This is a genomic window from Gaetbulibacter sp. M240 (assembly GCF_043876815.1).
Lineage (GTDB): Bacteria > Bacteroidota > Bacteroidia > Flavobacteriales > Flavobacteriaceae > Gaetbulibacter_A.
This window is the reverse complement of record NZ_JBAWKA010000002.1, coordinates 756,470-782,988: the sequence shown is the minus strand read 5'-3', so window position 1 is coordinate 782,988 and position 26,519 is coordinate 756,470. Positions and strand designations below refer to the sequence as shown.

Annotated in this window: 13 protein-coding genes; 2 read left to right on the top strand and 11 right to left on the bottom strand. The window is 35.5% G+C overall.

The genetic code is table 11. The features are described from left to right. Positions 1-191 precede the first annotated feature (191 nt). The 4 genes from V8G61_RS09015 to V8G61_RS09000 all read right to left on the bottom strand — a co-directional run bounded on the left by V8G61_RS09015 (position 192) and on the right by V8G61_RS09000 (position 5,005). Entirely contained in the window at positions 192-1,397 is a 1,206-nt protein-coding gene (locus V8G61_RS09015) for a Gfo/Idh/MocA family protein (RefSeq protein WP_394875237.1), read from the bottom strand. A 38-nt stretch (positions 1,398-1,435) separates the two neighbouring features. Further along, entirely contained in the window at positions 1,436-2,770 is a 1,335-nt protein-coding gene (locus V8G61_RS09010) for a Gfo/Idh/MocA family protein (protein ID WP_394875236.1), read from the bottom strand. Between the two features lie 2 nt (positions 2,771-2,772). After that, complete coding sequence (locus V8G61_RS09005; protein ID WP_394875235.1) at positions 2,773-4,164, bottom strand: DUF1080 domain-containing protein; 1,392 nt, start codon at positions 4,162-4,164, stop codon at positions 2,773-2,775. 193 nt (positions 4,165-4,357) lie between these two features. Further along, positions 4,358-5,005, bottom strand: coding sequence for a DUF6250 domain-containing protein (locus V8G61_RS09000; protein WP_394875234.1), 648 nt, complete (start codon positions 5,003-5,005; stop codon positions 4,358-4,360). A 1,561-nt stretch (positions 5,006-6,566) separates the two neighbouring features. On the opposite strand from V8G61_RS09000, the gene V8G61_RS08995 reads away from it, so the two are divergent. Beyond that, positions 6,567-7,580, top strand: a complete 1,014-nt coding sequence (locus tag V8G61_RS08995; protein ID WP_394875233.1) for a glycoside hydrolase family 105 protein — start codon at positions 6,567-6,569, stop codon at positions 7,578-7,580. Between the two features lie 224 nt (positions 7,581-7,804). After that, positions 7,805-10,915 carry a glycoside hydrolase family 2 TIM barrel-domain containing protein gene (locus V8G61_RS08990; RefSeq protein ID WP_394875232.1) on the top strand — a complete coding sequence of 1,037 codons (3,111 nt, stop codon included), beginning with the start codon at positions 7,805-7,807 and terminating at the stop codon, positions 10,913-10,915. Positions 10,916-10,972: 57 nt separating this feature from the next. On the opposite strand, the gene V8G61_RS08985 is transcribed toward V8G61_RS08990, so the two are convergent. The 7 genes from V8G61_RS08985 to V8G61_RS08955 form a co-directional block, all read right to left on the bottom strand. After that, entirely contained in the window at positions 10,973-12,475 is a 1,503-nt protein-coding gene (locus tag V8G61_RS08985) for a hypothetical protein (RefSeq protein WP_394875231.1), read from the bottom strand. Between the two features lie 6 nt (positions 12,476-12,481). Then, positions 12,482-15,439 (bottom strand): alpha/beta hydrolase fold domain-containing protein, encoded by a 2,958-nt coding sequence (locus tag V8G61_RS08980; protein ID WP_394875230.1) that lies wholly within the window; start codon positions 15,437-15,439, stop codon positions 12,482-12,484. Positions 15,440-15,470: 31 nt separating this feature from the next. After that, entirely contained in the window at positions 15,471-16,922 is a 1,452-nt protein-coding gene (locus V8G61_RS08975; RefSeq protein WP_394875229.1) for an arylsulfatase, read from the bottom strand. Positions 16,923-17,151: 229 nt separating this feature from the next. Further along, positions 17,152-18,894, bottom strand: a complete 1,743-nt coding sequence (locus V8G61_RS08970; protein WP_394875228.1) for a DUF5597 domain-containing protein — start codon at positions 18,892-18,894, stop codon at positions 17,152-17,154. Between the two features lie 13 nt (positions 18,895-18,907). Next, on the bottom strand, positions 18,908-21,331 hold the full coding sequence (locus V8G61_RS08965; protein ID WP_394875226.1) for a glycoside hydrolase family 2 TIM barrel-domain containing protein: 2,424 nt from the start codon (positions 21,329-21,331) through the stop codon (positions 18,908-18,910). 335 nt (positions 21,332-21,666) lie between these two features. Further along, complete coding sequence (locus V8G61_RS08960) at positions 21,667-23,427, bottom strand: RagB/SusD family nutrient uptake outer membrane protein (RefSeq protein WP_394875225.1); 1,761 nt, start codon at positions 23,425-23,427, stop codon at positions 21,667-21,669. A gap of 22 nt (positions 23,428-23,449) precedes the next feature. Next, the gene (locus V8G61_RS08955; protein WP_394875224.1) at positions 23,450-26,509 is read right to left on the bottom strand and encodes a SusC/RagA family TonB-linked outer membrane protein; all 3,060 of its coding nucleotides are present in this window, start codon (positions 26,507-26,509) and stop codon (positions 23,450-23,452) included. Positions 26,510-26,519 lie beyond the last annotated feature (10 nt).

The following is a 26,519-nucleotide window of genomic DNA, read 5'->3' as shown; positions in this document are numbered from 1 at the left end:
GAGGAAGAAAACTCCTGCACAGGGTTATTAAACCTATCAAAAGGTTCCCAACAATAGTTGTGGAAACATGTTTCATAAGAACCAACTAAATAATACCATGTTCCCTTTTACTTAATACCCTGTCTTTTTATAACTTAAATTGAAAAGCAATATAATTTTTCAAAATTTGTTGCCGTTAATTCTTAGCCAAATTAGATTTTATGATAATCACTCCAAAATTTTTCCTTTTGAGAATGAATAGCATCGAGAATAAGATCTACAGATTTGGAAACATAAGCTCCCGTTTCCACATTGGATATGGGTTGCTGTTTGGTAAAAACTGCTTCAGCAAAATCCTTTAAGGCATAAAGGGTAGCATTCGTGCCATCCGCATCTATGGACCAACCTTCATCGGATTCCCAGGCCTGAGTAGCCCCTGAAACACCATCTACAAGCCCTTTTTTTTCGGCCTTGGTGTTTTCGGAATATACATGACCTTTCTCACGTGTAAGAACTATGGTTGCTTTCTTACCAAGAATCTTGATCTGGTAACCACCATAAGCGTTGGCTGTAGTTGAGGATAAGGAAAGATTTACCCCGTTTTCATATTTACAATTCACATGGACATTATCAAAGGTTTCTCTTCCGTCCTTATAGAAATCGATACCACCGATCCCGGTGAATTTTGTTAACTGACTTTCTGTATACCAATTTGCAATATCGATTTGATGAGATAACAACTCGGCTACCAAACCTCCGGAATATTCTCGATACATGCGCCAATTGATCATACGTCCCCATTTTTCATCCGTTACAACACGGCGCCAATTATTATTTCGGTTCCACTGACAGTCAATGGAAACCAAATCTCCAATATACCCTGAATCAATTATTTTTTTTACTTTTTGATACAATGGACTACTGCGATGTTGATGCCCCGTCATGAAAATAAGATTGCCCTGTTTTACTTTTTCCAGTACCATTTGAGTTTCTTCATAACCCCGTACCATGGTTTTTTCACAAAACACATGTTTACCAGCATCTAAGCTGTCGAGTGCCATTTTACCATGCATACTGTATGGTGTTGCTATAATAACAGCATCGACATTCTTATCATCAAGTAACTGTTTGTAATCTTTATAAGCTAAAGCGTCAGGTGCTAATTTCATGGCATCTTTTAATCGGAATGGCATAATATCACAAAAAGCAACAACTTTTAGATTATCCATTTTCTTTATGAGTCTCATATGCCCGGAACCTCTGGCTCCGGTTCCAATTATACCAATCTTCAGAATATCGTTTATAATTCTATTTTCCGGTTCAGTTTTGCCGTGGAGCATATACTGCGACAACAATACACCTCCTACTGCCAGAGAGGTGTTTTTCAAAAATTTTCGTCTTTCAATCTTTGGGGTCATTTTGAATTTATTAATTAAAACTTCGGATCTAAATTTAACTAAATCTCCCAGCCTGGTTCATAGGCTCTACTCCAAAGCTTCATAGCTTCACGATCGAAAATTTTACCACTGGTTTCATCAACATCAAAACCTTTGTTTATTCGGAATGCTATGTTGGCATAGTGTACCATGGCCATACTTTTACTGGCATCGTCTATAGGAGCATTTAATTGGGCTTTACCACGTATGCTCTCAAAAAGATTTTGAACATGGGTAGTAGACATACCACCTCCTCCACCAAGCGCTGTCCCAGCCTCGTTGTTCCCTGAATCGTATTTTTTTACGACCTTCCCTTTACGATCGTAGTGAATATATTTATTTCGATCTACCCAAACAGATCCATCTGTCCCGTAAATAATCGTTCCACGACCGGCACCATAAGTTTCATAGCCATTTCGAGATTTTCCATCCCACTTAATGACTTTGTTATCTTTAAATTTAAACGTGGCCAACATATCATCATACATTTCCCAGCCATCACCCGGAAACTGACGCTTTTCAGCCTCAACATCAACGTGCTTAGGAAAATCGACCTGAAGTGCCCAACGCGCCACATCCATTTCATGAGTTCCGTTATTTCCGGCCTCGGCTGTACCATAATCCCAGCCGTACCAATGCCAATTATAATTCCAAGTTTCAGAAGTGTAATCTCGTCTGGGTACCGGACCCTGCCATAATTCCCAGTCTAATCCTTGAGGTACTGCAGCCTTTTGCTGTAATGGTACTTCACCTCTTCCGTTAGTGTAAAAAGCCAAGGCTGAGTAAGGTTTTCCAATAGCGCCGTTATGAATTTCATTCATAATTTCAATGGTATGTTTTGAAGAACGTTGTTGGTTTCCCATTTGTACAATCTTGTTATAATGTCCAGCCGCACTCACTAGCTGTTCGTTTTCGTGCATGTTATGGCTACATGGTTTTTCCACATAAACATGCTTTCCTGCTTTAATCGCCATAATCGAACCTGGTGCGTGCCAATGATCTGGTGTTGCATTGATCAATATATCCACATTCTTGTCGTCCAATACCTTACGAATGTCATTTTCTAATTTTGGATCGTAGTTTATATGTTCTCTAATGGCTTTCGACGCCTTGAGTCGTTGACTCTCCATCACATCACACAAATACAACAACTTCACATTACTTTCCTTAGCCCCAATTGGAGGATAGAACGCCTTTACACGTCGCCCTAATCCGACGATAGCCACATTCAGTCTTTCGTTGGACCCAATGATATTATTATAACTTTTTGCACTCATTGCCATGGCCGAGCCACCTAAAGTGATCGCTGTGCCGGCCATTGTAGTTTTCTTTATAAAATTTCTTCGTGTTGTCATCCTTAAAATTCTCTTATTTTAATACTTCTGTAGCTTACTTTGTTCCCGTGATCCTGCAATAAAATAGTACCTTCCGGCCAACGACCGAAATTTTCCCATTTTTGATACTTACTGTAGTTCACAACCGCTTCAAACATTTGAGAATAACGGTCGTATTCTACCACTTTTTCATTATTTAACCAATGTTCTACTTTACCATTCTTAGAAACAATTCTAGCCTTATTCCAGTTACCAATACCCTTAAAGTTCTTCGAGCGGCCTGGCGTAGATAGGTTTTTGGCGGTTATAAGATCGTACAAGGATCCGATGGTTCTATTTCCCATAACACCTAATTTGGCGTCCGGGTGATTCTTGTCATCCAAAATTTGAAATTCGCAGCCAATCGCTGAACCCGTTCCTTTATTTAGGCTTGGATCTACAAAATATTTAATTCCACTGTTAGCACCTTCTGTGATTTTAAATTCAAGTTCCAATTCAAAATCACTGTACATTTTGGTTGTTACGATATCTCCGGGACCTGTTGCTTCTCCACCACCGGTGTCTAAAACAGTTAATTCACCATCTTTGATCTCCCACCCGGATTCTGGAAATTCATCCAACTTGGCTCCACGCCATCCTTGCGAGGATTTTCCATCCCAAAGCAATCGAAAACCATGACTCTTTTCCCAGCCGGTAAGTTTATTCTTAAGATAACTAACTTGTTCCACTCTAGGGTCCGGAGTGGTTCTATATTTTGCGACATCCTCTGTTAGAATTCGAATGTTCCTCCACATCACTTGACGACCAACTTCGTCCTTAGATCCTACGCGATGCACCTGTAAACCAATAAATCCACTTGAGGTCATATCATCCACAACTCTACTGGCGAGTTGTCCGTTTACATAGGTATTGATCTCATCCCCCAAAGCTTCAATGCGTATAGTATTCCAGGTTCCCAATCTAAAAGCATCTTGCGCTTTTTGGTTTCTGGCTAATGGATACATCCACTTACGTCGGCCTTCATCATAAAGACCTCCTGTCCATTTTCTTGGCGAAGGGTCTACCTCACACTGGTATCCAAAAACACGCGTACCATTTTTCTCTTGCCTGGTATTACTTCTGAATTGAACACCGGAGTTCAAAATATTAGGAAGATATATATCAACTTCAAAAATAAAATCTGAATATTTTTTTTCCGTGCACAGAAAAGTGTTTAACTTATCCATTTTACTGGATCCAACAATCATACCGTCCGTTACTTCAAAATCAGCAGTTCCTCCAATAGGCTTCCATCCATCCAGATTTTTACCATTAAAAAGGGTTTCCCAGTTCTGACCGAAGCTTAGGGTACTCATAAATAAAACAGCATATATTAGTATATGGCTGAGTGTTGCTTTTTGGTTTTTAGATTTCATGTTTTTATTAATCATTAGTTGTTATTGGTTACGATTTTATTGGTTGTTATTAATCAGTATGCAATATTGGAATATCACCCTTTCGGATCCGCTCTGATATCTTTCCTTTTGATTCAGATGAATCTAAACAAGAAAAATTAATCACAAAGCCGAAAAGAACACAATCTTTAAAAACATTTTTCCCTTTAAACATTTATAAAACAGTGTTTAATTGGGTGACTTTAAATTGTGATATTTTCATGTGGTTTCGAACCGTTCTAAAAGCAAACCAACCTTCATGATATGGTAGTTTATCCACCATGGTGAAAATGGTATCACCATCATGTGCATAGATTATTTTATTTTCTACAACAGAGATCTCAACATGAATTGGCAAATTGGCCTCGATCGCATGGGGTTCACCCAGATCATGTTCCGGTAAAACCGGTCTTTCTTTTGTATAACCTTTATAACGTCGCATCCTGATTGTCGAATTATCATGACCTCCATAACCCACATAATAGGTTCTTAACCTATGGTAATCCGAAAAGCGACCGGTTCTTAAACTATCCGGACAAGAAAAAATATCAGATGGACATTTAGGATCTAGAGCCATAAAAAAACAATTCAGATCACTTACCCTATCATTATTACCTCCTTTGGCAATCAACTCAGCGGTATATTCAATCTTAACAGGAGCTTCAAGCTTTTTCTTAAACCAAACCGTAGCACCTTTAATAGCATCAATATCAAGTGCTTCATCTTTGATACTTACTTCTTGGTCGTTAACCTCAGTTTCAGCCTCAAATAAATTAGCATCAGCAAGGTCATCGAAATTAATCTTATAAAGGATTTTATTCAAACCTTTGGTATCGTTTTTACATTCACAACACGTAAAAAGAAGAAAACCAAAAATTCCTGTAAGCAAAAAAAACTTGTTATTTAACATAGATACTTAATACCTTTTAATGATATAATTGAACTGATTTTGACAAAATTGAAAAAACCAAAGGCTTTTAGAAAATTCATACTTATGACATAACTATAAACACTTTGGTTCTTTGTAACTAACTAAAACAAATTATTGGTTTCCCTTCATTATGGATAACCTTGAAACATTTATTCTATAACATAGATAATCCTCATGGTGGTTGATTAAGCCACACGAGTAATTTCTAATAGCGATAAATGAAATAGGCGCATATGTAAGTTGAGGTTCGATAGTCGTTAAGGCGAACTGTACAGTTTTTTTCAATTTATTAAAGATTTTTTTTAAAAACATGATCATTATATTAGTTGTGACCAGAGACCTTGATTTGTAAAATTTTGTGCTTTTGTAAAAATCCTAATATAAATTTAATTATTTGAGATTTTAGAGGGAACAAAAGTACATTTTAAGTATCTAAATAGTATAAAAACTTGATAATCAGCACTTATTTTATACATATAAGATTACTTCTTTATGGAAAGAAAAGAAGATATGGATACCTAAACTCCTTAATTTCTCTAGAATAAAACGAACTTTAAGGGATGGATTTTATTCTTCAAACCACCTATATATTTTTAATTTTCGAATTTTGATTGAACTATCAATTTATCAACTTAAGGTTTATTAATATAACCTATGTATGAATAAAAAATTTTGAAGAAGCTTGTTCGTATCTGTCCTGTTCATTGGTATTTTAACCCATAGTAAAATTTCTACTTACAAGTTTTCTGTGAAATTCTAATTTGATGATTAACATTGAACTAAATACTGACGAAGTAGGAAATAAAGAATCAAATAAAATAAGCTCATGCTAGTAAAGTATACAAGTTTTCATCTTCATGAACTATTAATTACTATTCTTATTAAGATAATGGGATAGCTTGATATTAAGCTAAACGGACTTCCTATTTTCGGCAATTCTTGAAAAAAGAACATTTTTTAGAACCATGCCGTAAAGGACCGTCTTTAATCTCATTTTGAATTTTCATTTTCTCCCTAAATGAATATTTTCAACAAATTTAGAACCGATAATTTCAATAACCGAAATAGCAAATATTCTTTTGTAACCTTCACCTAAAAGTTAAAAAGATGACTTCGACATTTAACTTTAAGAAAACATCAATTTAATTTTCTCTTTTCGAACTTAACCTTTGGTTTGGTAGATTAGAGCTTTCAGCTTTTAAATTTAACCTAATAACAAAAATCTAAGGATTTCAATCCGTTATACTTTTTGACTACCTTAAATGTACTTTTGTTCCCTCTAAAATCTCAAATAATTAAATTTATATTAGGACTTTTACGCAATCGTTTCACTTTTGTTAAATTTTAAGTTAAATTAAATATGAAAAATGTTATCACAGTAATTCTTTCACTGTTTATTGGATTATACACGTCTTATTCCCAAGAAATAAAGCCAACTGAAGTAATTAAAATCATGGAAAAGGTTGCTGACTGGCAAATCTTTCATTTCCGGGACACTTACAGCAGATCACAAGCTCATCATCCTTTAAATTGGACAAACGGAGCATTATATGTTGGGATGATAAAATGGGCGGAAATGGCCGATAACGATAAGTATTACAATTGGCTTAAAAATATTGGAACAGAAAACGAATGGCAATTACATAAACGAATATACCATGCAGACGATCAAACTGTGGGTCAAATGTATATAGACCTTTACAGGAAGTATAAAGATGAAGAAATAATTGCTCCAACCAAGAAACAGCTTGATTTTATTTTAATGCATCCCTCACAATCTGTTTTAAATTGGGAAACACCATATGATCATGATCGCTGGAGTTGGTGTGATGCACTATTCATGGCTCCGCCTGTATGGGCCAAATTATATAATATCACGGGAAATAATAAATATCTACATTTTTTGATGACTGAATACAAAGCTTCAACAGAATTTCTCTTCGATAAAAAAGAGCACTTATACTATAGAGATGAATCCTACATGAACAAATTAGACAATGGCACTAAAATATTTTGGTCTAGAGGAAACGGATGGGTTTTTGCAGGACTTGCGAACATAATGAATGAATTAAAGCCTAACACAGACGAGTATAAATATTTTTTAGAAATCTATAAAAAGATGGCAAAAAAGCTACTCGACATTCAAAAATCTGAAGGTCTATGGGCCATGAGTTTATTGAGTCAAGAAGAATATCCTACTCCGGAAACAAGTGGCTCATCGTTCTTTATTTATGGTTTAGCCTGGGGTATTAATAATGGTATTTTAGATAAAGATTTATACATTGAGTCAGTTCGTAAAGGTTGGACTGCTATTACAAACCATGTAACAGATGATGGTATGTTAGGATATGTTCAACCAATTGGGGGAGCTCCGGGAAATGCCTGGCCAGATAAAACAGAAGTTTATGGAACAGGTGCACTTTTAAGTGCCGGCTCTGAAGTTTATAAGCTTTTTGGCGGCAAATAATCTATTTTTCATAGGAGATGAATTATAAATAAATTCTTAATTGGAAATAGATTTGAGCCTTGAGAGTTTTTCTTTTAAAAGAGCTTTTTCAAATTCTATAAGTGCATATGGATGCCTTAATTTATGCCTGTTTTCTATCTCCCAAATCTTGCCCGAAATAACCTTGGTTTCTGTAATGAGCAATTGAAATTATATGGGCTAGGAATTACACAAAAAAGTTAATCATGAAAAAACATAATTTATTCATTTTCATAACTCTAATCTCACATGGCATATTCAGTCAAAATGATTGGGAGAACCCTAATATTTTCAAAGTTAACAGAGAAGAAGCTCGTGCCTCTTTTTACCCCTATTCATCCATAGAAAACGCTTTTAATGATAATTATTCGGAAGATGATTATATACAAACATTAAACGGTAAATGGAAGTTTCAATATGCTACCAATGCTTCAAAAAGAAATCTTGAATTTCAAAAATTAGGTTATGATGTTAGCGGATGGGATGAAATACCGGTTCCGGGTAATTGGGAATTTTATGGTTACGGCTATCACCATTATACAAATAAAACCTACCCTTTTGACCGTAATCCTCCTTATATTAAAGATGAACAAAACCCTGTGGCCTCCTATGTAACTTTTTTTAACCTACCGGATAAATGGAAAGATCGGGATATCTATATTCAGTTTGGTTCAATTAAATCAGGATTTTACTTATGGTTAAATGGCGAAAAAGTTGGGTATAGTCAAGATTCAAAACTACCAGCAGAATTTAATATCACCAAGTATTTAAAGGAGGGAGAAAATAAAGTAGCTGTACAAGTTTTTCAATTTACTGACGGCAGCTATCTTGAGGATCAAGATTTTTGGCGTTTTTCAGGAATTCAAAGAGATGTTATGCTATACGCAAGGCCAAAAACTCAAATAAAAGATTTTTTTGCTAAAGCGTCTTTAAATGAAAACTATCAAGACGGACACTTCCACTTAGAAGTAGAGGTTAAAAATTTAGATAATAAAAACAACAACTTTACTCTTAATTGCCTTTTATTAGATGCCAGCGGGGAAACAATAAAACAAAATCAGATTAATATTACTCAAAAAAAAGGCACCTCACAGTATTCTTTTAATACTACAATACTTAACGTAAAGAAATGGTCAGCGGAAACTCCATATTTATATAAACTAGCTTTATCCATAAATGATAAGGAAGGCAAACTTTTAGAAGCTACAGCAATCAATATAGGTTTTAGAACATCCGAAATAAAAAACGGTCAATTGTTGGTTAATGGTAAACCCATTCTAATAAAGGGCGTAAATCGGCATGAGCATACGCCTTATAATGGTCATGTTGTAAATGAAGAATTGATGAAAGCCGATATAAGGATGATGAAGAAATTTAATATTAATGCAGTGAGGACTTCTCACTATCCAAATGATCCTCTTTGGTATAAACTTTGTGACCAATTTGGACTTTATTTGTATGATGAAGCGAATATAGAATCCCATGGTTTGGGTTATAATCCGGATGAAACATTAGGGAATAATCCTAATTGGAAAAAGGCACATTTGGAACGTATGTTAAACATGGTTGAAAGAGATAAAAACCATCCGTCTATCATAGTTTGGAGTATGGGAAATGAAGCTGGAACAGGGCTAAACTTTTTAGCCGGATATAAAGCAATTCATAAGTTTGATGGTAGTCGTCCGGTACATTATGAACGTGCAGAAAGAAAGACCGATATTAAAGAAAAGCATACAGATATTATTGGAAATATGTATGCAACAATAAGTTATCTTAAAAACAGTTGGATAGGAACAGATACAGAACGCCCTTTTATTTGGTGTGAATATTCACATGCAATGGGCAACAGTAGTGGTAATTTTAAAGAATATTGGGATTTGGTTTATTCTAATCGCCAAATTCAAGGTGGATTTATATGGGATTGGATGGACCAAGGGATTGCACAGTATGATGATAACGGTAAAAGATATTGGGCGTATGGAGGTCTATTCGAACCGGAAGGTGTTTATCACGATGCGAATTTTTGCTTAAACGGTGTTGTTGATGCTGATTTAAAACCTCATCCGGGATTATTTGAAATTAAAAAAGTATATCAAAACATAAAATTCAAAAATTTTGATAAAAAAAGCGGAAAAATAATTGTAGAGAATGACTATTTCTTTAAAACTCTTGATGATTACATTGTTAAATGGGAATTAGTATCGAATGGAAAAGTGACAAAATCAGGGCTTTTCAAACCTCTCGAGATATTACCGCAATCAAAAAAAGAATTTATTTTAGAACTTCCTTCAATAGATAATAATTCTGAGTACTTTATAAACTTTTATGCGATGCAATATGACTATGATCCTTTAATTCCATTTGGCCATATTGTAGCTTCAGAACAATTCAGTTTAAACAATTACAAGTTTGCCAATAACACTAAGAATCTAAATTCTTTGGTTCAATTATCGACAAACCCAAGTGAAATCAGAGTTTCTGGAAATGACTTTACTGTTGCTTTCTCTGAAAAATCAGGGGCATTAATATCTTATAATTTCAATGGGAATGAATTAATTAAACAACCTATGGTGTTAGATTTTTGGAGAGCTCCAACAGATAATGATTTTACAAAAAAATTTCCAACACCTGTTTTAGTTTGGAAAGAAGCTGCTCATAAATCAATATTACAGAGCATGGAATTTAAAAAGATTTCAGGTTCTGAAGTAGCCGTCACTTCTTCTTATAAAAATAATCAAATTGATGCTGAAATAGTTTTAAATTACATTATACGAGGAAATGGAGAGATTGAAGTAAATTATAATTTTGAAGCTAAAAAAAGTGAATTACCAGGAATGCCGAGAATTGGTTTAAAACTTCAATTACCAAAAGAATTTGATAATCTAAATTATTATGGACGTGGTCCTTGGGAAAATTATATCGATAGAAATACAGCTGCTTTTGTTGGTCTTTACACATCGAAAGTAGATGACCAATATTTTGCGTATAGCAGACCACAAGAAAACGGACATAAAACTGATGTGCGATGGTTAACTTTAAAAAATCACTCTGGTATAGGGTTAAAAGTAAAAGCCAATAATGGCGTAATAGAATTTAATGCCTTGCACTATAGTACTCAAGATTTTGATCCTGGAACAACAAAACTATTAAGAACAACCGCAGATATCGTTAAAAAAGATTTTGTTGAACTCCATATTGATTATAAAATGCAAGGTGTTGGCGGTGATAATAGCTGGGGAGCTTTACCACACGAGCCCTATATGTATTATCCGGATAAACCTTATAAATTTAGTTTCACATTGAGCCCTGAAAGATAGGTTTTATTAACCTATATTTTTAAACGAGTCAGGAACTTGGATGAAATCATTTGTAAATCATAGTCTCTCAACCTTGAAATCTCTATAAATAAACTGCCGGGTCGACATATGCCTAAGGCCGATACGTCCTTTTTCAATCCGTTTGAGATCATTATCCATTAAAATATTACCAGTGTTCCATAACTGGTCGATCATAAGTTTCTGACTTTCCTTCTCAAACAAACGAAGCCTGAGTGAATTGGTTCGCTTTTCCACTTCTACTAAATAGGTTTTTCCAGGAAGAATTTTTCCATAGTCCACCATTGGCTGAATCAAACCTTTTCCAGGATACCATTCAAGATTTTCATCCTTCCAAGGGTAACGTTTGCAACGCATGTTTTCACGAAAACTTAGACTTAAAAGGTTCATATAAGTGAAGTAGGTCTCCATACTAGGAATTTCACGAAATTTACTCCAAGCTGAAATGTCCTTCACATAGGGGCTCGAACCTATTCCTTGAGCTTGGATATAAAGCAATGTTGTTCCATAGTCGCTATCATCAACTCGAGTCATTTCGTAACAGATTTTGATATCACCTTCAAATTCCTGCTTAGTCCAAAGTACGGCATGATGAGCGTGGTATTGAATAGGGTCATCACTCTTGGTCACGGTGCCTGCCGAAAAAAATAAACCATCCTTCGAATTGGATAGCGTTGCCTCCTTCCCATCGAGAAACCAGTTTTCCTGCCAATTTCCAGTCATGGCATCTTCAAGGAGGATTATCCCCTGTTCTCCCCCCTTATCGTCTTCATTAAATCCGAACAATTTTTTGTCTCGTCCGTTCTGGTTAATTTCCAGATTAGCATAGTGGCATTTGGGGTTATCCTTTGAAAACTCATTTTCAATAGAACCCTTGTCCATTTTTCCGTAATAAAACTTAGCTTCTTGAGGATTAGTACATTGACTTAAATAAGTGTTGCCATATTTGGTTTCCTTGGGTGTGAAACTTTCTTTTTTTACTCCAGTGAATCCAATCTTAAAGTAATTTTCTACCTCTTTTTCCTGGTCGAGCACTACGATATTAAAGATATCAGACTTCCAGTCTCCTTTAACTTTGGCAATACAACTAGGGCCAGTGCTAAAGTTTCCAAAATTGAAATTATTAACATAGCCTTTATTCCCATTTACCAATTTCATTTCGTCGGTGATAGCAGAAAACTCCTTTAAACATGATCGAAAATATATGGGGAATTCATTTTTCCCAGAGTCCTCCGGTCTATCAATGTAAGTTGATGAATCAAGCAAATTTTCTTTACTACTATTAATCCTTAAAGTATCGGAAAGGCTATCATATTTGTACTCCAATGAATCAATTTTCAAAAAATTCAAAGTGTCCATTGTATAATTAATGTCGTTGGAATTTGGTTTTAAAAGTTTTTCTCTAAAATTATTATACTTCTTGGAAGAAAAATCTAATTCGACTTCAAAATTATGTGTCGAACAATAAGCAACAGACTGAAATCCAAGAATTACCAGAATAAAAACGGAATTATAGATCATAAAAGGTATACCTCTTTTCATGCCACGTTATTTTATTTTTGATTTATTAAAGATTCGAAACATAAATTTTTCCAATTCCTTCTGACGCGTCTCCTTACTTTTAATTTCAATTTTACAATTAACGCCTATAGAATCAGCGGCCTCTTTCAGTATGTTACCAAATTCAGCATTATGAATACCATCCTTCGTTATTGGCTTTTTACTAATGCTGGTATAGCTCAAATAAAGTGGAGGATCATTTTTACTAAGATGTGTGAGGGGCGAGCATTCCACCGACAAATCCTTATAATTTTCCCAGTTCTCAAATAAATCCTTTGGACTGGTTGCTCCAACAGACTTCCAAATCATTGAATGGCTAGTGGCTGAGTTTCCAATTCGCTGTTGTATTATCCATGGATCTATGGTAGTTTGTGCTGAAATCACTGCGGCTGCGAGAAGTCGTGTGGATTCCCTCTCAATAGGATCTTCACTATTCAGATTAGCCATGTCGTCATGGCAAGCCAACCACAAACTTGAACAACCTCCTGCCGATCCTCCTGATGCAATTATTCTATCGGGATCAATATTCCACTCCTTAGCTTTACTTCTTACAAATTGAAGTGCTCTCGCGGCATCATGAAGGCTACATGGTAGTACGTTCCCGTTTCGAGCTAGGCGATAATTAATACTTACATAAGAAATACCTTTTTTTAATAAACTGAGATAGGGACCGTTGTTAGATTCTTTACTGCCACCACCCCAACCACCTCCATGGATATAAAATACCAGAGGTGTTGGAGTTTTAGATTCAGCTTTCCAAAAATCCAGTTTATTCCGCTCAAAAGGACCGTATGAAATATCTCTTAATGTGGGCTCAAACTTCTTCTTACGAACGGTTATCCACTTGCCTTCCAACATTATTGAATCTTGGCTAATAGACTCATTTTTAGCAGAAAATGCCTGATCCTTGGTTTCAATTTTCTTAGGTTTTTTCCCTATCCTTATCTTCCCAGGAATACTCATTACTCGAGCTAAACGTTTACTGCCAATACGATCCTCCAATTGCTGTATAAAAAGGCTTCTTGGAGCTACCCGTCTATCCGGGTGTTCTATGTAACCGCTACCCATGAGGACAAATCCTTTGTAAACAGCTGCATTTGGTGTGCCAAGATAACCGGATCGGGCGTTTGCATATTCCAGTCTGTCGGTTGGATACGAATCATGTATTTCACCTGAATAACCAATAGCGAAGTTCTGTTCCGAAGTCGGTGGATCCATAACTACAACCGCTTCCGCATTACTGTTCCAAAAAACCACATTTGCGCCGGCCCAGCCATGACCTGACCCAGAATCACCGCGGTTCAAGGCTGCAAGAGTCCCTCCTTTTTTCAGAGTAATATTGTCGTAGAGGATTCCTGTGCTCCACCGATGATGTGGTTCAGATATTGATGTAGAATTAATGGCTGTACAATTAACGAATGCGTTAGGGCCCGAAACCCGACTACCTACCACGAAATCATGACGTCCCTTTTCAGCATAGCAGTTATAGAACAATATTTGACTTCCACCATTGGTTAAGAAAGAATATCTTCTCCCTCCCTTGATTGGAGAAACAGGCTGAAGCGATTTACAGTCCCGAACGGTACAAAATCGAGCGTTATTACTCGCTCTAACGGCAGCAAGGCGCACATGTTTTACTGTACAATTTTGAACCCAACCGTTAACGCTGGCTAGGTCTATTCCACAATTGAGATTGCTCTTCTCATCACTGAAGTATTCTTTGTTCTCTTTATCGACAGCTTTGATAGATGAATCATAATTCGAAACAATGCGTAAAGACTCTACCCCGCAAAATGAATCAATTTCGTCAATACTTATTTTTTCAATTGTTCCACCACCATGCTCAGTAGCAATTGACTGCGGTAATGGAACATCCAATGTTAACCTATTTCCTTTTACATCTGTGATTTGACGAACATGTTCCAGTTGAAAGGAATTAGCCTTCCAGTTCTTCACACGTTTATTATTTGGTCTAATTTCTGTTATCCGATCCATTCCGAGATCTTTTATCCATTCATCATTCGTCGTTTTGGTGATGAGCACATGGTCTCCCTTTCTAAAAGTACTTGGATCTTTTACAGATACATTCATACTAGCTGCAGGAATATAGGTGTCCGTAATTTTGGTTGGGTCTCCTATACTCACAATTTCCGCCTCCGAATCACCCACATAAATTCCTGTTCCCTTGGGATTTTTAAAGATCAGTGTTGTTCCCAAAGGACCGTCGCCTTCGCCTCGCAAAACAACACCGGAACGAATAAGCAAGCTTCCATTCACATAGTAAGTTCCTTTAGTTAAGAGTAGGGTTCCTCGAAAACCATCCACATTTGGGGGAAGAGAAGCTATGCTATCAAGCGCACTCTGAATTTTTTCCTGGCTATCAGGACCACTTAAATAGGCCATCGTACCTACCTCAGTTGCTTTTCCTGAAGGTGGTTTAAGCTGAGCAACAACGGGGATATCAGGAATCGGCGTTTCACTGCGTTGGTATCCACAATATGAAAAATCTAATATCTTATCACCATTTTCCGTATATGGCTTATAAACAAGACTCCCGTCTTCTCCAGGGTAAACCAGAGTGCTATTTGAAGCTTTTTTAGACGCCGGCCCCATTTCAATAAAATAGACGTTTTCCAATAAAATAGAAGATTTTTCACCTTTGATATTAATTATCTGAGGTTTATTGCTATCGGTTGTTTGTAAACTAATCCTCCAATTTCCACTTGAATCCGCATGTGTATCTAAAGGCTTCCCTAACCAGGATGTTTCAATGGTTATTTTCTCCATTGCATCTGCCCATCCCCATAACATCACCTCAGAATTTGGATGAAACGTCATATGAGATGAAAAAATGGCTGGTAGTTTAATTTGCCCCTGAACTGATTGCAAATTTATTAATATGCTTAAAGCTATAACTAATAAAAAAGGTCCTCGTTTAATCATCATATTTAAATTTATTTTTAGTTTTAAATAATTCTTAATTTATTTCATAGGAAAAGCTATAAACCTTTGAACGGCAATGTTCTTTCTCCATAATATTTGCAATTTCTTCCACAATTTCAGGATTTTTAGAAGCAATATTATTATTTTCACCTATATCAACAGCTAGATTATAAAGCTCTATGGGTGCAAGCGGATTATTATCCATATTCAATCGTATACCTTTCCAATCCCCCATTCTTACAGCCTGGCGACCTCCTCTTTTATGAAATTCCCAATATAAATACTTATGCTTCGATTGTTTCTCTCCCAAAAATTCAGGTAACATTGAGATACCATCTAATCCCTCCGGGGTTTTTGTATTTGCTATTTCGCAAATAGTAGGCAGAATATCCCAAAAAGCAGAGATATGATTGGAAGTTGAATTTGCCTTAATTTGACTAGGCCAGTATGCAATCATGGGTACTCTTATTCCTCCTTCATATAAATCACGTTTATATCCTTTTAACTCTCTATTACTATTAAAATAATCAGGATCGGCACCACCCTCCTTATGAGGGCCGTTATCAGAGGAAAAAATAATTATTGTATTTTCTGCCAAACCAAGATCTTCTATTTTTTTTCTTATCTCGCCTACCTGATCGTCTAAAAGACTCACCATGGCAGCAAAAGCAGCATGAGTTTCTTTTTGAGATCCGTAACCGCCTTTCTTATACCGTTCACTACCATAATCTTGACCCTCAAATACTATTTCAGGTAAAAGTTTTCCTCTAAATTTTTCCATATACCTTTCAGGTGCCGCAAGTTCCGCATGAGGAATTATAGACGGATAATACATAAAAAAAGTAGTGTCTTTATTTTTCTCAAGAAAATCGAGTGCCTTTTGATGAATAATATCGGGAGCATAAGATTCCGTTTTATTTCCACTATTACCTTCTAGTATGTCTTTGCTTTGATTATGCCACAAATGATTTGGGTAATAATTATGACCCATGCGTTGACAATTATATCCATAGAATTCATCAAACCCCTGATTGATAGGGTCTCCTTCGGAACCAGGATAGCCTAGTCCCCATTTACCAAAAGCCCCAGTTACATAACCACCCATTTTTAAAAGTTCAGGAAGTATAATTATTGAAGAATCTAATGGGAATTGTCCTTCAGGCCTAATTTCTCTATTTCCTCGAATAAAAGTGTGTCCGGTATGTTTTCCTGTCATTAACGAAGATCGTGAGGGAGCGCAGACTGTTGATCCAGAATAATGTTGGGCAAAAAACATTCCATCCTTTGCCAACTTATCAATATTGGGTGTTGAAAACTTAACTTGCCCTGTTAAACTTAAATCACCATAACCTAAATCATCTGCCAATATATAGATTATGTTTGTTCTTTTTGTTTTATTAATTTCTTTAATCTTTTCTTGATCTTTACAAGCAATAAGGATTATCAATAAAATAACAGTTCCTAACGAGCTTATTGATTTTTTCATTTATTAATTCTTAATTAAATGTTTATTAACCTAATATTTTTATTCCATAATCCCAGATTGGCTTTTTGCTAATTCCAACAATATGAGTATTGCCATTATTTGGCACATGTTACTTTTAGAGAATCAGGATCATTAAAGATTTGAATATAGTAGAGGAAATACGTAGCCGCCATCGACCAGAATTTATTTTTCAGCCTAGAACATATATTGGACAATAACCTTTGCCACTTTAATCATGATTAAAAAGTTTAACTTTGTGAATTCTAATCTCGTCAAGTACCACGTTTTCAATCAGACCGAATGGCTTTGCGGGAAATTTTATTCCAAATTCATCACCATTGAAAACCTTCCCTTTTTGCCATTTACCATCTACAAACGATCCTTCCTCCACAGAAAGAAGTTGCGCATAGGGTTTATTCTTATCTGTTGATTTATATTTAAGTTCAAAAGCATTACCAGCAATAATAAATTCATTTTCGCTTATTTGGATAATAAGACCAAATCCTTTTATATGTGGCGCTTTATTAAGGGCATAATTTGGGGTAAATTCAAAGTCACCCAAAATAAAAGAAGATGGAGATGAGTCTTCGATTTCCATAAAGGCATTTACTTTATTCTCGAGTTGAGCCACAACAATTAAAGGCAACAAGTTGTCCAGCGCTTTATAGGCATTTTTTATAGGGTGATTGCTGTGGTAAACATCATGATCGATCCCGAAAGGAGAAAAGCAAATGGCGTTATAATGACCAATGGTATAAAATGCTTTTGCAGGAGCACTTATGGTATCTTTAAGCCAAATAGCACATGCCTCTGGAATGAATAGGGGATTTCCTTGATGTTTAAACGCTTTACACTTGGCATCAAATTTTTCTTCGTGATGTATAAACGCTTTAGATTTGATATCAAATTTTTCTCCGTAATTATCAGTTGCAAAAATATCAATGTTTGGTGCTCCAGCCTGCCAAATATCCAACATTCTGTAATTTGGTCCACCGCTTGGCCAATCGCCAGGAATTTGATTTTCTTTTGCAGCCCAAGCATTTACCAATGTAGGAATGTTATGAACCACCTTACCTGCCGCTGAGATCTGGTTAATATAGGTAGCATAATTCCAGGCCATAAAGATTTCATCACTAAGTAAAGACTCTCCAAAAACCTCCGCCCATGATCCCTTCCTTTTTGAGCCATTATTTTGATATGCCTCCCGAATAAAAGGTTTTAACTTATCTATATTTTTGTTAATATACTCTATTAATTCCTTCGGTACTTGTTTTTCAAAAAGTGTAATTGCAGCAGGAGAAAAATCTCTAGAAGCCCCTTTTAGTCCAACTTCATTTTCAATCTGCACCATTAATACAGTATGATGTTTATCCACATGTTTAATTCTCTCCATTAACTTTACATAGGCTTTCTTATCGGCTATCAAGCATTCATTATTCAAATTAGAAATTGTATTACTTGTTTTTTGGTCTTTAAGGTGCATACGGGGGAAACGATTCACATCCATTTTAACCCAATCAGGCGTGTAATGCGATCTTCCATTTTTCCAGCTACCAAACCATAAAACGACGAGGTGTAAATCATGCTCATGCGCCCTCTTTATGTATTCATCAATTAGTGTGTAATCAAATTTGCCTTCAACCGGTTCAAATTGTTGCCAATTTATTGGTAAAAAAACTGTGTTAACGTGTAACCCTTTTAATCTTGACCAAACTGAATCCATATATTCAATACTGGATGCCGATGAGTTTAATAATTCACCACCAAGCATTACATAAGGAGCGCCATCTACAATTAGTTGTTTTACCCCGTTTGTTTCTTTTATATATGGTAAGGACAAAATACTTTGTCCCTTTGGATTTATACTTTTGTCTTCTGAGTAATTACATGATGCTATAAATAGTAATAATATTGTTAGTAGTTTTGATGATAATAAATATTCTCTAATATTTCTGATTCTTTTCGCCTCCATTCATGAATAAATTTTAATAATCAATTGTTAAATAAGTACCTTTAAAACTTTGGTTAATCACCATCATCTTAATCGGCCTATTTTTTTCATCGGGAATAACTTCAATACTTGCTTTTCCATTTGCCATAGCAATTTTTTCGCTTCCAGTATAAGTTCCTTGAAGTTTTAAAGTTTTCCCTCCGGTAAGACATTGAAAGTATACGGGTTCTTCATAATCTAAACATTTAAGCCCATTTTTATCAACAGCCGTTGCTATAACCAAATAATTTCCGTTTTCTAATTTCTGGTAAGTTAATAAAAGTTCGTAAGCTGGTTCATTTTTAACAAAGCGATAATTTACAGAAAGTGTATCATTTATAATAATCCCATTATTATTAGAAGTTGCTATCAACTCATTTTCACCTTCAATAAACTGTATATCCCAATTAAGACCAGATGCAGGAAAATCATTTATGTCTTTTTGTTTTAGTCCTAAATTTCTTCCATTGTGAAACAAGGTTACTTCCTTGCAATTACTGTAAACACTTATGTTTCGAGCTAAATCTTTAGGGCCTTGTCTTTCTGTCCATGTATGAGATTCTATATAAATAAAAGGCTTTTTCGCCCAATAACTTTTAAAGACATAATAGGCATCTTTTGGATTTCCGTTGCTGGCTACCAATCCCTTTTGATTCATATAAGGAATATCATTTTCTGGACGTAATGGAGTTCCAAAATCTTTGAATGCCCATTGAATATTACCTACAAAGCTAGTGTCTGTCTCAGAAATTCTTAAATACCAATCAAAGAGATCTACTATGTAGTTTTCACTCCAATCACCTACTTGGGCAATATTTGGCACATCGCTTTGAACAATGGCTTCCTCCCATCCATCAGCGTTGATAATACCCTCTCCAGTAATAGGATTTTCTGAATGTCTACCTAGGTGACTTGAACCACCATACTCTGCATGCACAAAATGAGGGTATTCCTTTTTATATAAATCCAGGGCTTTTTGATAACTTTTGTAACTTCCCGAATACCACCCCGACCAAATTGAAGGTGAAAATACATCAACTATATCAGATCCTTCATAATATTTTCGAAACGCTGTTTTTCTTGATGGATCTATCTCATGAACCAGGGTATTCAACTCTTTTAAATAACTATTTATTTCTTCAATATTGTCTCCATCTTTAAAATCCGGTAACCAATCCATTTCATTTCCCAGTGACCATATAATAATACTTGGATGATTATAATTTTGTGCTATGATCTCTTTCAACATGTTTTTTGTATTCCTTTTCCAGACATCCCCTCCTATGCCTCCTCGGCACCATGGTAGCTCATCCCAAACTAAAATTCCTAATTCATCACATGTTTTATAAATTTCTGGATCTTGCGGGTAATGCGCTAAACGAACAAAATTGGCACCCATGTCTTTTATTTGCTCTATGTCTTTACGATGTTGGGCGTTGCTCAAAGCTGAGCCTAAGCCTGCATGTTCTTCATGTCTGTGAGTTCCTCGCAATAATAAACGTTTTCCATTTAGATAAAAAGCACCATGATCTTTAAACTCAAACCAACGGAAACCAACCCGCTCAATTATTTCGTCAATAATTTTATTATTTTTTAACAACTGAATTTCAATTGTATATAAATTAGGAGTTTCGGTATCCCATAATTTTGGGGATTTTATATCATCAATTGTCACCACTGTATTAAACCCTGATGGGCTTACAATTTTGGATTTCACCTGTTTCCCAATGGGATCTTTTAAAATTAATTTAACTTTTATATCATTCAGATTCTTCTCAGGAATTTCTAAGTTGGTTATAACCCTTAAGCTAGCTTCTTTTTCAGAAACTTTTGGTGTAGACACTTTTACCCCGGCAATCGCTTCAATTGGTTTTGTTATTAACCATACATCGCGGGTAATGCCTCCATAAATAAAAAAATCACTTTTTTGCGAAGGAATAATATCCGGATTATAACTACTATCAACCCAAACTAATATTTCATTATCTCCATTTTTTAAATAATTACTTATATTAATGTTAAAACCAATATAACCTCCAATATGTTGCCCTGCTTTTTTTCCATTTATATAAACTTTTGATGTAATATTTGAGCCTTCAAAATATAGGATATATTGTTGGTGCCTTATTTTATTGATTTTGAGATTTTTCTTGTACCAGCTAGAACTTCTGCGATACCCAGGTTCCATATCCATTACATCTTCAGAATTCCACGTATGTGGCAGAGATATAGGACTCCAATCTAATGTTTCATTTATTTGACTGATATCTTCTGTTTGGTTTTCAGAATATAACCAATCATTATTAATATTTGTTTTTGTTCTATTAATCTCTACTTCCTGTTTTTGATTACAAGATAAAAGGAGAAATAAAGATAATATAACTGAGAAGGTTAGGCTATTTTTCAAATTAAAGATCATAAAATCTTATATTAATTAATTTGTTAATTTAATTGACCATTAAGTTGAAAATTATCACTTCTTCTCTTTTAGTTTCTGGCTGTTTTCGATCTCAAGAAAAACATCTTGATAATCTAATGAAATGAATATCCTATTACTCCATTTTAGAATTAACAGCGTTCGCTGCCATAATGCTAGAAATGAAAACTATTGTTATTCAAAATTTTGAAAACTTTTTGAAAGACTTATTTTTTCAACGAATTATTTTTGCTTTTGGGTAAAAACATAAAAAAACACACTATTTTAAATAGTCTCAATAGTGTGTTTTTAGAAAATATCAAAAAGGTTTATACTTATTAATACCCTGGATTTTGCTCCAAGACACCCGATATATTTAAATCAATTTCACTTTGTGGAATAGGGAATTTACTATGGAACGGTTGAATACCTGCTCCTGTCCCACCACCAGCTACAGGATTATCCATATATTGGATTGTATATTCAACCAGCTTACCTAACCTCATTAATGTAAGTAACCTAAAGGTTTCTGAATAAAATTCACGAGCTCTCTCGTCTAAAATATAATCAATAGTCACATCGCCGGCGTTAACAAGTGTAGCTTTAGCTCTACCTCTAACTACATTGATATCATCTGCAGCTAGTTGCGGTGATCCATTACCTAGATGGGCTTCTGCCCGTAACAAATAGGTTTCAGATAAACGCATTGCATACCTATCTACTTCGTGATATCCATTACCAGATCTATTTTCATTTGTAAAGTGAATACCTGGTGAACCGTATTTTGTAAAAAATGGATAAAGATACTGTGTGGTATCATTCAATACGTTTCTTGATCCGGGCGGATAATCATTAACAAAATCAATTTTTTTACCGAACCAGTCAGGCGAGTTTGGATTATTATATCTCCAGTCACGAAAAATGTTATGTCGGGCATTTCGAATATCCGCATCTGGGCCATTACGCGATTCCGACCAAATGGTATAGGCGAGATAATTTGTAGGTTTGGCCCAGGATACACCTCTACCAAAGGTTGATAAATAGATGTTCGGAGATGCGTCAGGATTGTCACCAATAATCGCTTTTTTACCGGATGGATCACTACCTATTCTATAATATGCGTTTCCAAACATACGTTCACCTCCATATCTATTTCCACCATCTATTTCAGGTTCAATTTGCATAACCCAAATAGCTTCTGTGTTATAGGAAGGGTTCTGATTTCCATAACGAAATAAATCATAGAAGGCATCGGCCTGTTGTCCTTCAGGAATAAGAAGGCGGTCATCATTATTAAGTTGCTCACCAAAACGGTTTTGCATTAAAGCATATCCGGCATCATCAATTACTGCACTAGCAGCAGCAATAGCTTCAATAAATTTTCCTTGAGCTAGATATATTTCACTCAATAAATGGTTTGCAGCCCCCTTGGTAATTCTTCCTGGTTGCTCCTCTTCACCTCTTCCAGGCAAATACATGGCACCAAATTTTAGGTCATCTTCTATTAGGGCAAAAACTTGACTTTCTGGAGCTCGCACAAAATCGGTTTTAACCCCTTCGACGGGTTCTGTTTGCAAGGGAACACCTCCATACATAATAACTAACATTCTATAACACCAAGCTCTAAAGAACTTAGCTTCAGCAATGATAGCATTTTGAGTATTTGGTTTACCCAACCAAATTTTATCGTTACTATCAAAAGCCTCGGCTTCTGAGATCAATACATTAGCATATTGGATAACCTCATAGGAATTTTGCCAATAGTAACTTGCGATATTTGATGTTGGTGTGAGTTGGGTAGACCAGTCTGTTAACCACCGACTTCCAGCCGGATTTTCACCATCATAACACATATCAGACCCCTTACCTGCTAATATAACAGTGGTATGACGTCCCCCAGAATAATAGAATTGTCGTACTCTTTCATGTAAGGCATAAATGGCCTGGTTCATTTCTTGCACAGTGCCATATAGATTTTTAGTTGATAAAAAATCTTTTGGAGTTTCCTCCAGAACACTCTCATTGCATCCTAAGACACTTGATAGAATCGCTATTATGGCGACTATTCTTATGGATAATAAATTTTTTATAAATTTCATACTAATAATAATTATAGTTTGTTTAAAAAGAAGTTTTTATTCCAAATATATAAGTTCTCATGATTGGAGAAATACTATTTCCAACCTCGGGATCCCAACCTGGCCATTTTGTCCATGTTACTAAATTTTTACCACTCATATAAAATTGTAAGTTTTTAACACCAATCTTCTTAAGGGTAGTTTGAGGAAGGTTATAGGATAAAGTTATATCCTGTAATCTTATAAAACTGCGATCTACTAATAGAGGACCCGTTTGACTTTGTGGCCAAAACATACCGGGAGAATTGGTTGTTGGTGCGTCTGGTCTCCAATATGGACGTATTGCCGGTCTGTTCTTTCTTCTTTCGATATCGGTCCCACCCGTAATAAGATAATCCGAGCCATTTCCAAGGTAATAACCATTACCTCCTTGAATAGAGTTAATGAAAATACTTAGATTAAACCCTTTATAATTAAAATTGTTTTGGAAACTCACTCGATAATTTGGATCTGGTGTCCCAAGTATTTTTCTGTCATCATCCGGATCATATTGATCATTGCCTTCTGGGGTTATAATATCTTCAACCTTGAAATAGCCAGGAAAAAACCCTTCAGGAGTTTCTCCGTTAAAAAATTCTTCTTCTGACCATACGACCCCTAGATTATTCCAATCGTAGAACACATTAATTGGTTCTCCCGTAAACCATCTATTCCCAAGATCAAAATCATTTTCCCCACCATAAAGCTTTGTAATTTTGTTTCTGTTTAATGAGAAATTTAGATTTGAAGTCCATTGGAATTCTTTTGTTTTTACATTTATACTGTTTAAACTAAATTCAATCCCTTTGTTATTGATTTCACCAATATTTTGCAAAATACTATTGAAACCCGTAATAGTTGGTAAATTTCTTGAAACAAGTACATCTTCAGTTTTTGAATCATAAACATCTATCGATCCCGATAACCTATTATCCATAAATCCAAAATCAAAACCTAAATTGAATGACGTTGTTGTTTCCCAAGTAAGATCTGCATTACCTAAATTTTGAGGACTGATAGTTACATAGGACTGATCACCAAATACCATGTTTCGGGTTCGAGCTCTGGCAAAGCTACCATATCTTCCAACATCTTGGTTTCCATTAACGCCATAGGAAAGTCTCAATTTTAATAAGTTTAACCAATTATTAGCCTGATTCATGAACTTTTCATCTGAAACTATCCAGCCGAATGCAGCCGAAGGAAAAACAGCTGTTTTATTACCTTTTGCAAATCCTGAAAAACCATCTTGCCTTACCGTACCTGTAAATAAATACCTGTTTTTTAGCTTATAGTTCAACCTTCCCATATAGGCTATATTATTTTCTTCTTCTGCTCCAGAATTAACCGATTGAATAAGTGATAAACCTATTCCCTCATATCCCAAAGATGGAATAGAGAAATCAGTTCCAGTTAAAGAAGAACTTCCAAAAGTTCTTTTTTCTCGGCTACCCAACAATGTCACATCAAAACTGTGAATACCGTTAAACGTTCTTCTGAAAGAGATAATATTATTTAAAATCCAACTTGTATTGAATACGTGAAGTTTACTGGCCTGCCCATTTCTATCAGTGCCAATTCTTGTCTCCTTGGGATAAAATTGAAATCTTTTTCTGTTTTCGCTAAAATAGGAGTAGTTAATTTCATATTTTAATCCTTCAATTTTAGGAATAGAAAATACTAATTTAGGAGCTAGGAAAACACTATTTCTAGTATTATCATTCACCCCGATGGTATTTGAAAATGGATGCGGCTGTGCTCTTTCTCCAGCCAAATCAAGTGGGTAGGTAATACCATCTTCTAGATATTTATTGGCCCAAGGGCTTGCTTCTAAGGCATCTTCAAGATTGGCTTTTATACCGGAATTATCGACAAAAGAGTAGGATGAGTTTAAACCAAACTTTAACCAAGTTGCAATATTGCTTTCGAAATTTGCCCGGAAAGTTGAGCGTTTAAATTGATCTCCGACCTCAACACCTTCTTGATCAACGAATGAACCAGAAATGTAATAACTAGAGCCCTCCGTTTTCCCAGACACACTAAGGTCATAATTCTTAATCATTGCTACATCTCTCAATACTTCATCCAACCAGTCAATTTCGTTTCCTGCTAGCCAGTTTTCGTATTCTTCAACAGAACGCGCGGCACCTCTAACCACTTCAGGGTCTGTAGGATCAGGCCGTACAGGTCGCCCATCAGCACTTGTAGGCATAGTTCTATACCACGCAGCCAATTGTCGCGATTGATAATCATAATCTACGAGTCTTGTCATAAACTGATCGCCGTCCATTATGTTTGTGGCATCCGACGGTGATAAGTTCTGAACTCCGGAAAATACATTTAAACTAATCGTTGGTTTTCCAACAGTACCCATTTTCGTTGTAACTATGATAACGCCATTCGCAGATCTCGATCCGTAAACAGCGGCAGCACTGGCATCCTTTAAAACATCAATAGATTTAACATCATTAATATTTAAATCATTGAGACTCCCGTTAAAAATGATACCATCCAATACGATCAATGGTTGATCAGATCCAGAAAGTGATGTTCTACCTCTTATGGATATACTAGGTGACCCACCTACAGTTGAATTTATACCTACATTTAAACCAGGAACCGATCCCTGTAATGCTTGGAGCAAACTAACATTTGCCCTTTCTGGTTCCTTTTCTAAATCAACCCGGATAATTGAACCGGTAAGATCTCGCTTTTTAGCGGAACCATAACCTACAACAACGATTTCATCCAATTGATCCAGGTCCTCTTGTAAAGCAACATTAATTACTGATTTTCCAGCAACTGAAATTTCTTGTTTTACATATCCTATGTAACTAAATGATAAAGTAGCATTATTACTAGAGACTTGAAGAGAATAGTTACCGTCAAAATCTGTGGCAACACCATTTACTGTCCCCTTCTCAACAACACTTACTCCCGGTAAACCCATTTGGTTTTCATCAGTGACCTTACCGGAAATTACTGTTTGCCCGATCATACTTGCAGAAATAATAACGGTTAATAACAGCAAGTTCTTTTTGATTTTCTGTAAAAGTTTTTTCATACGTTTATTT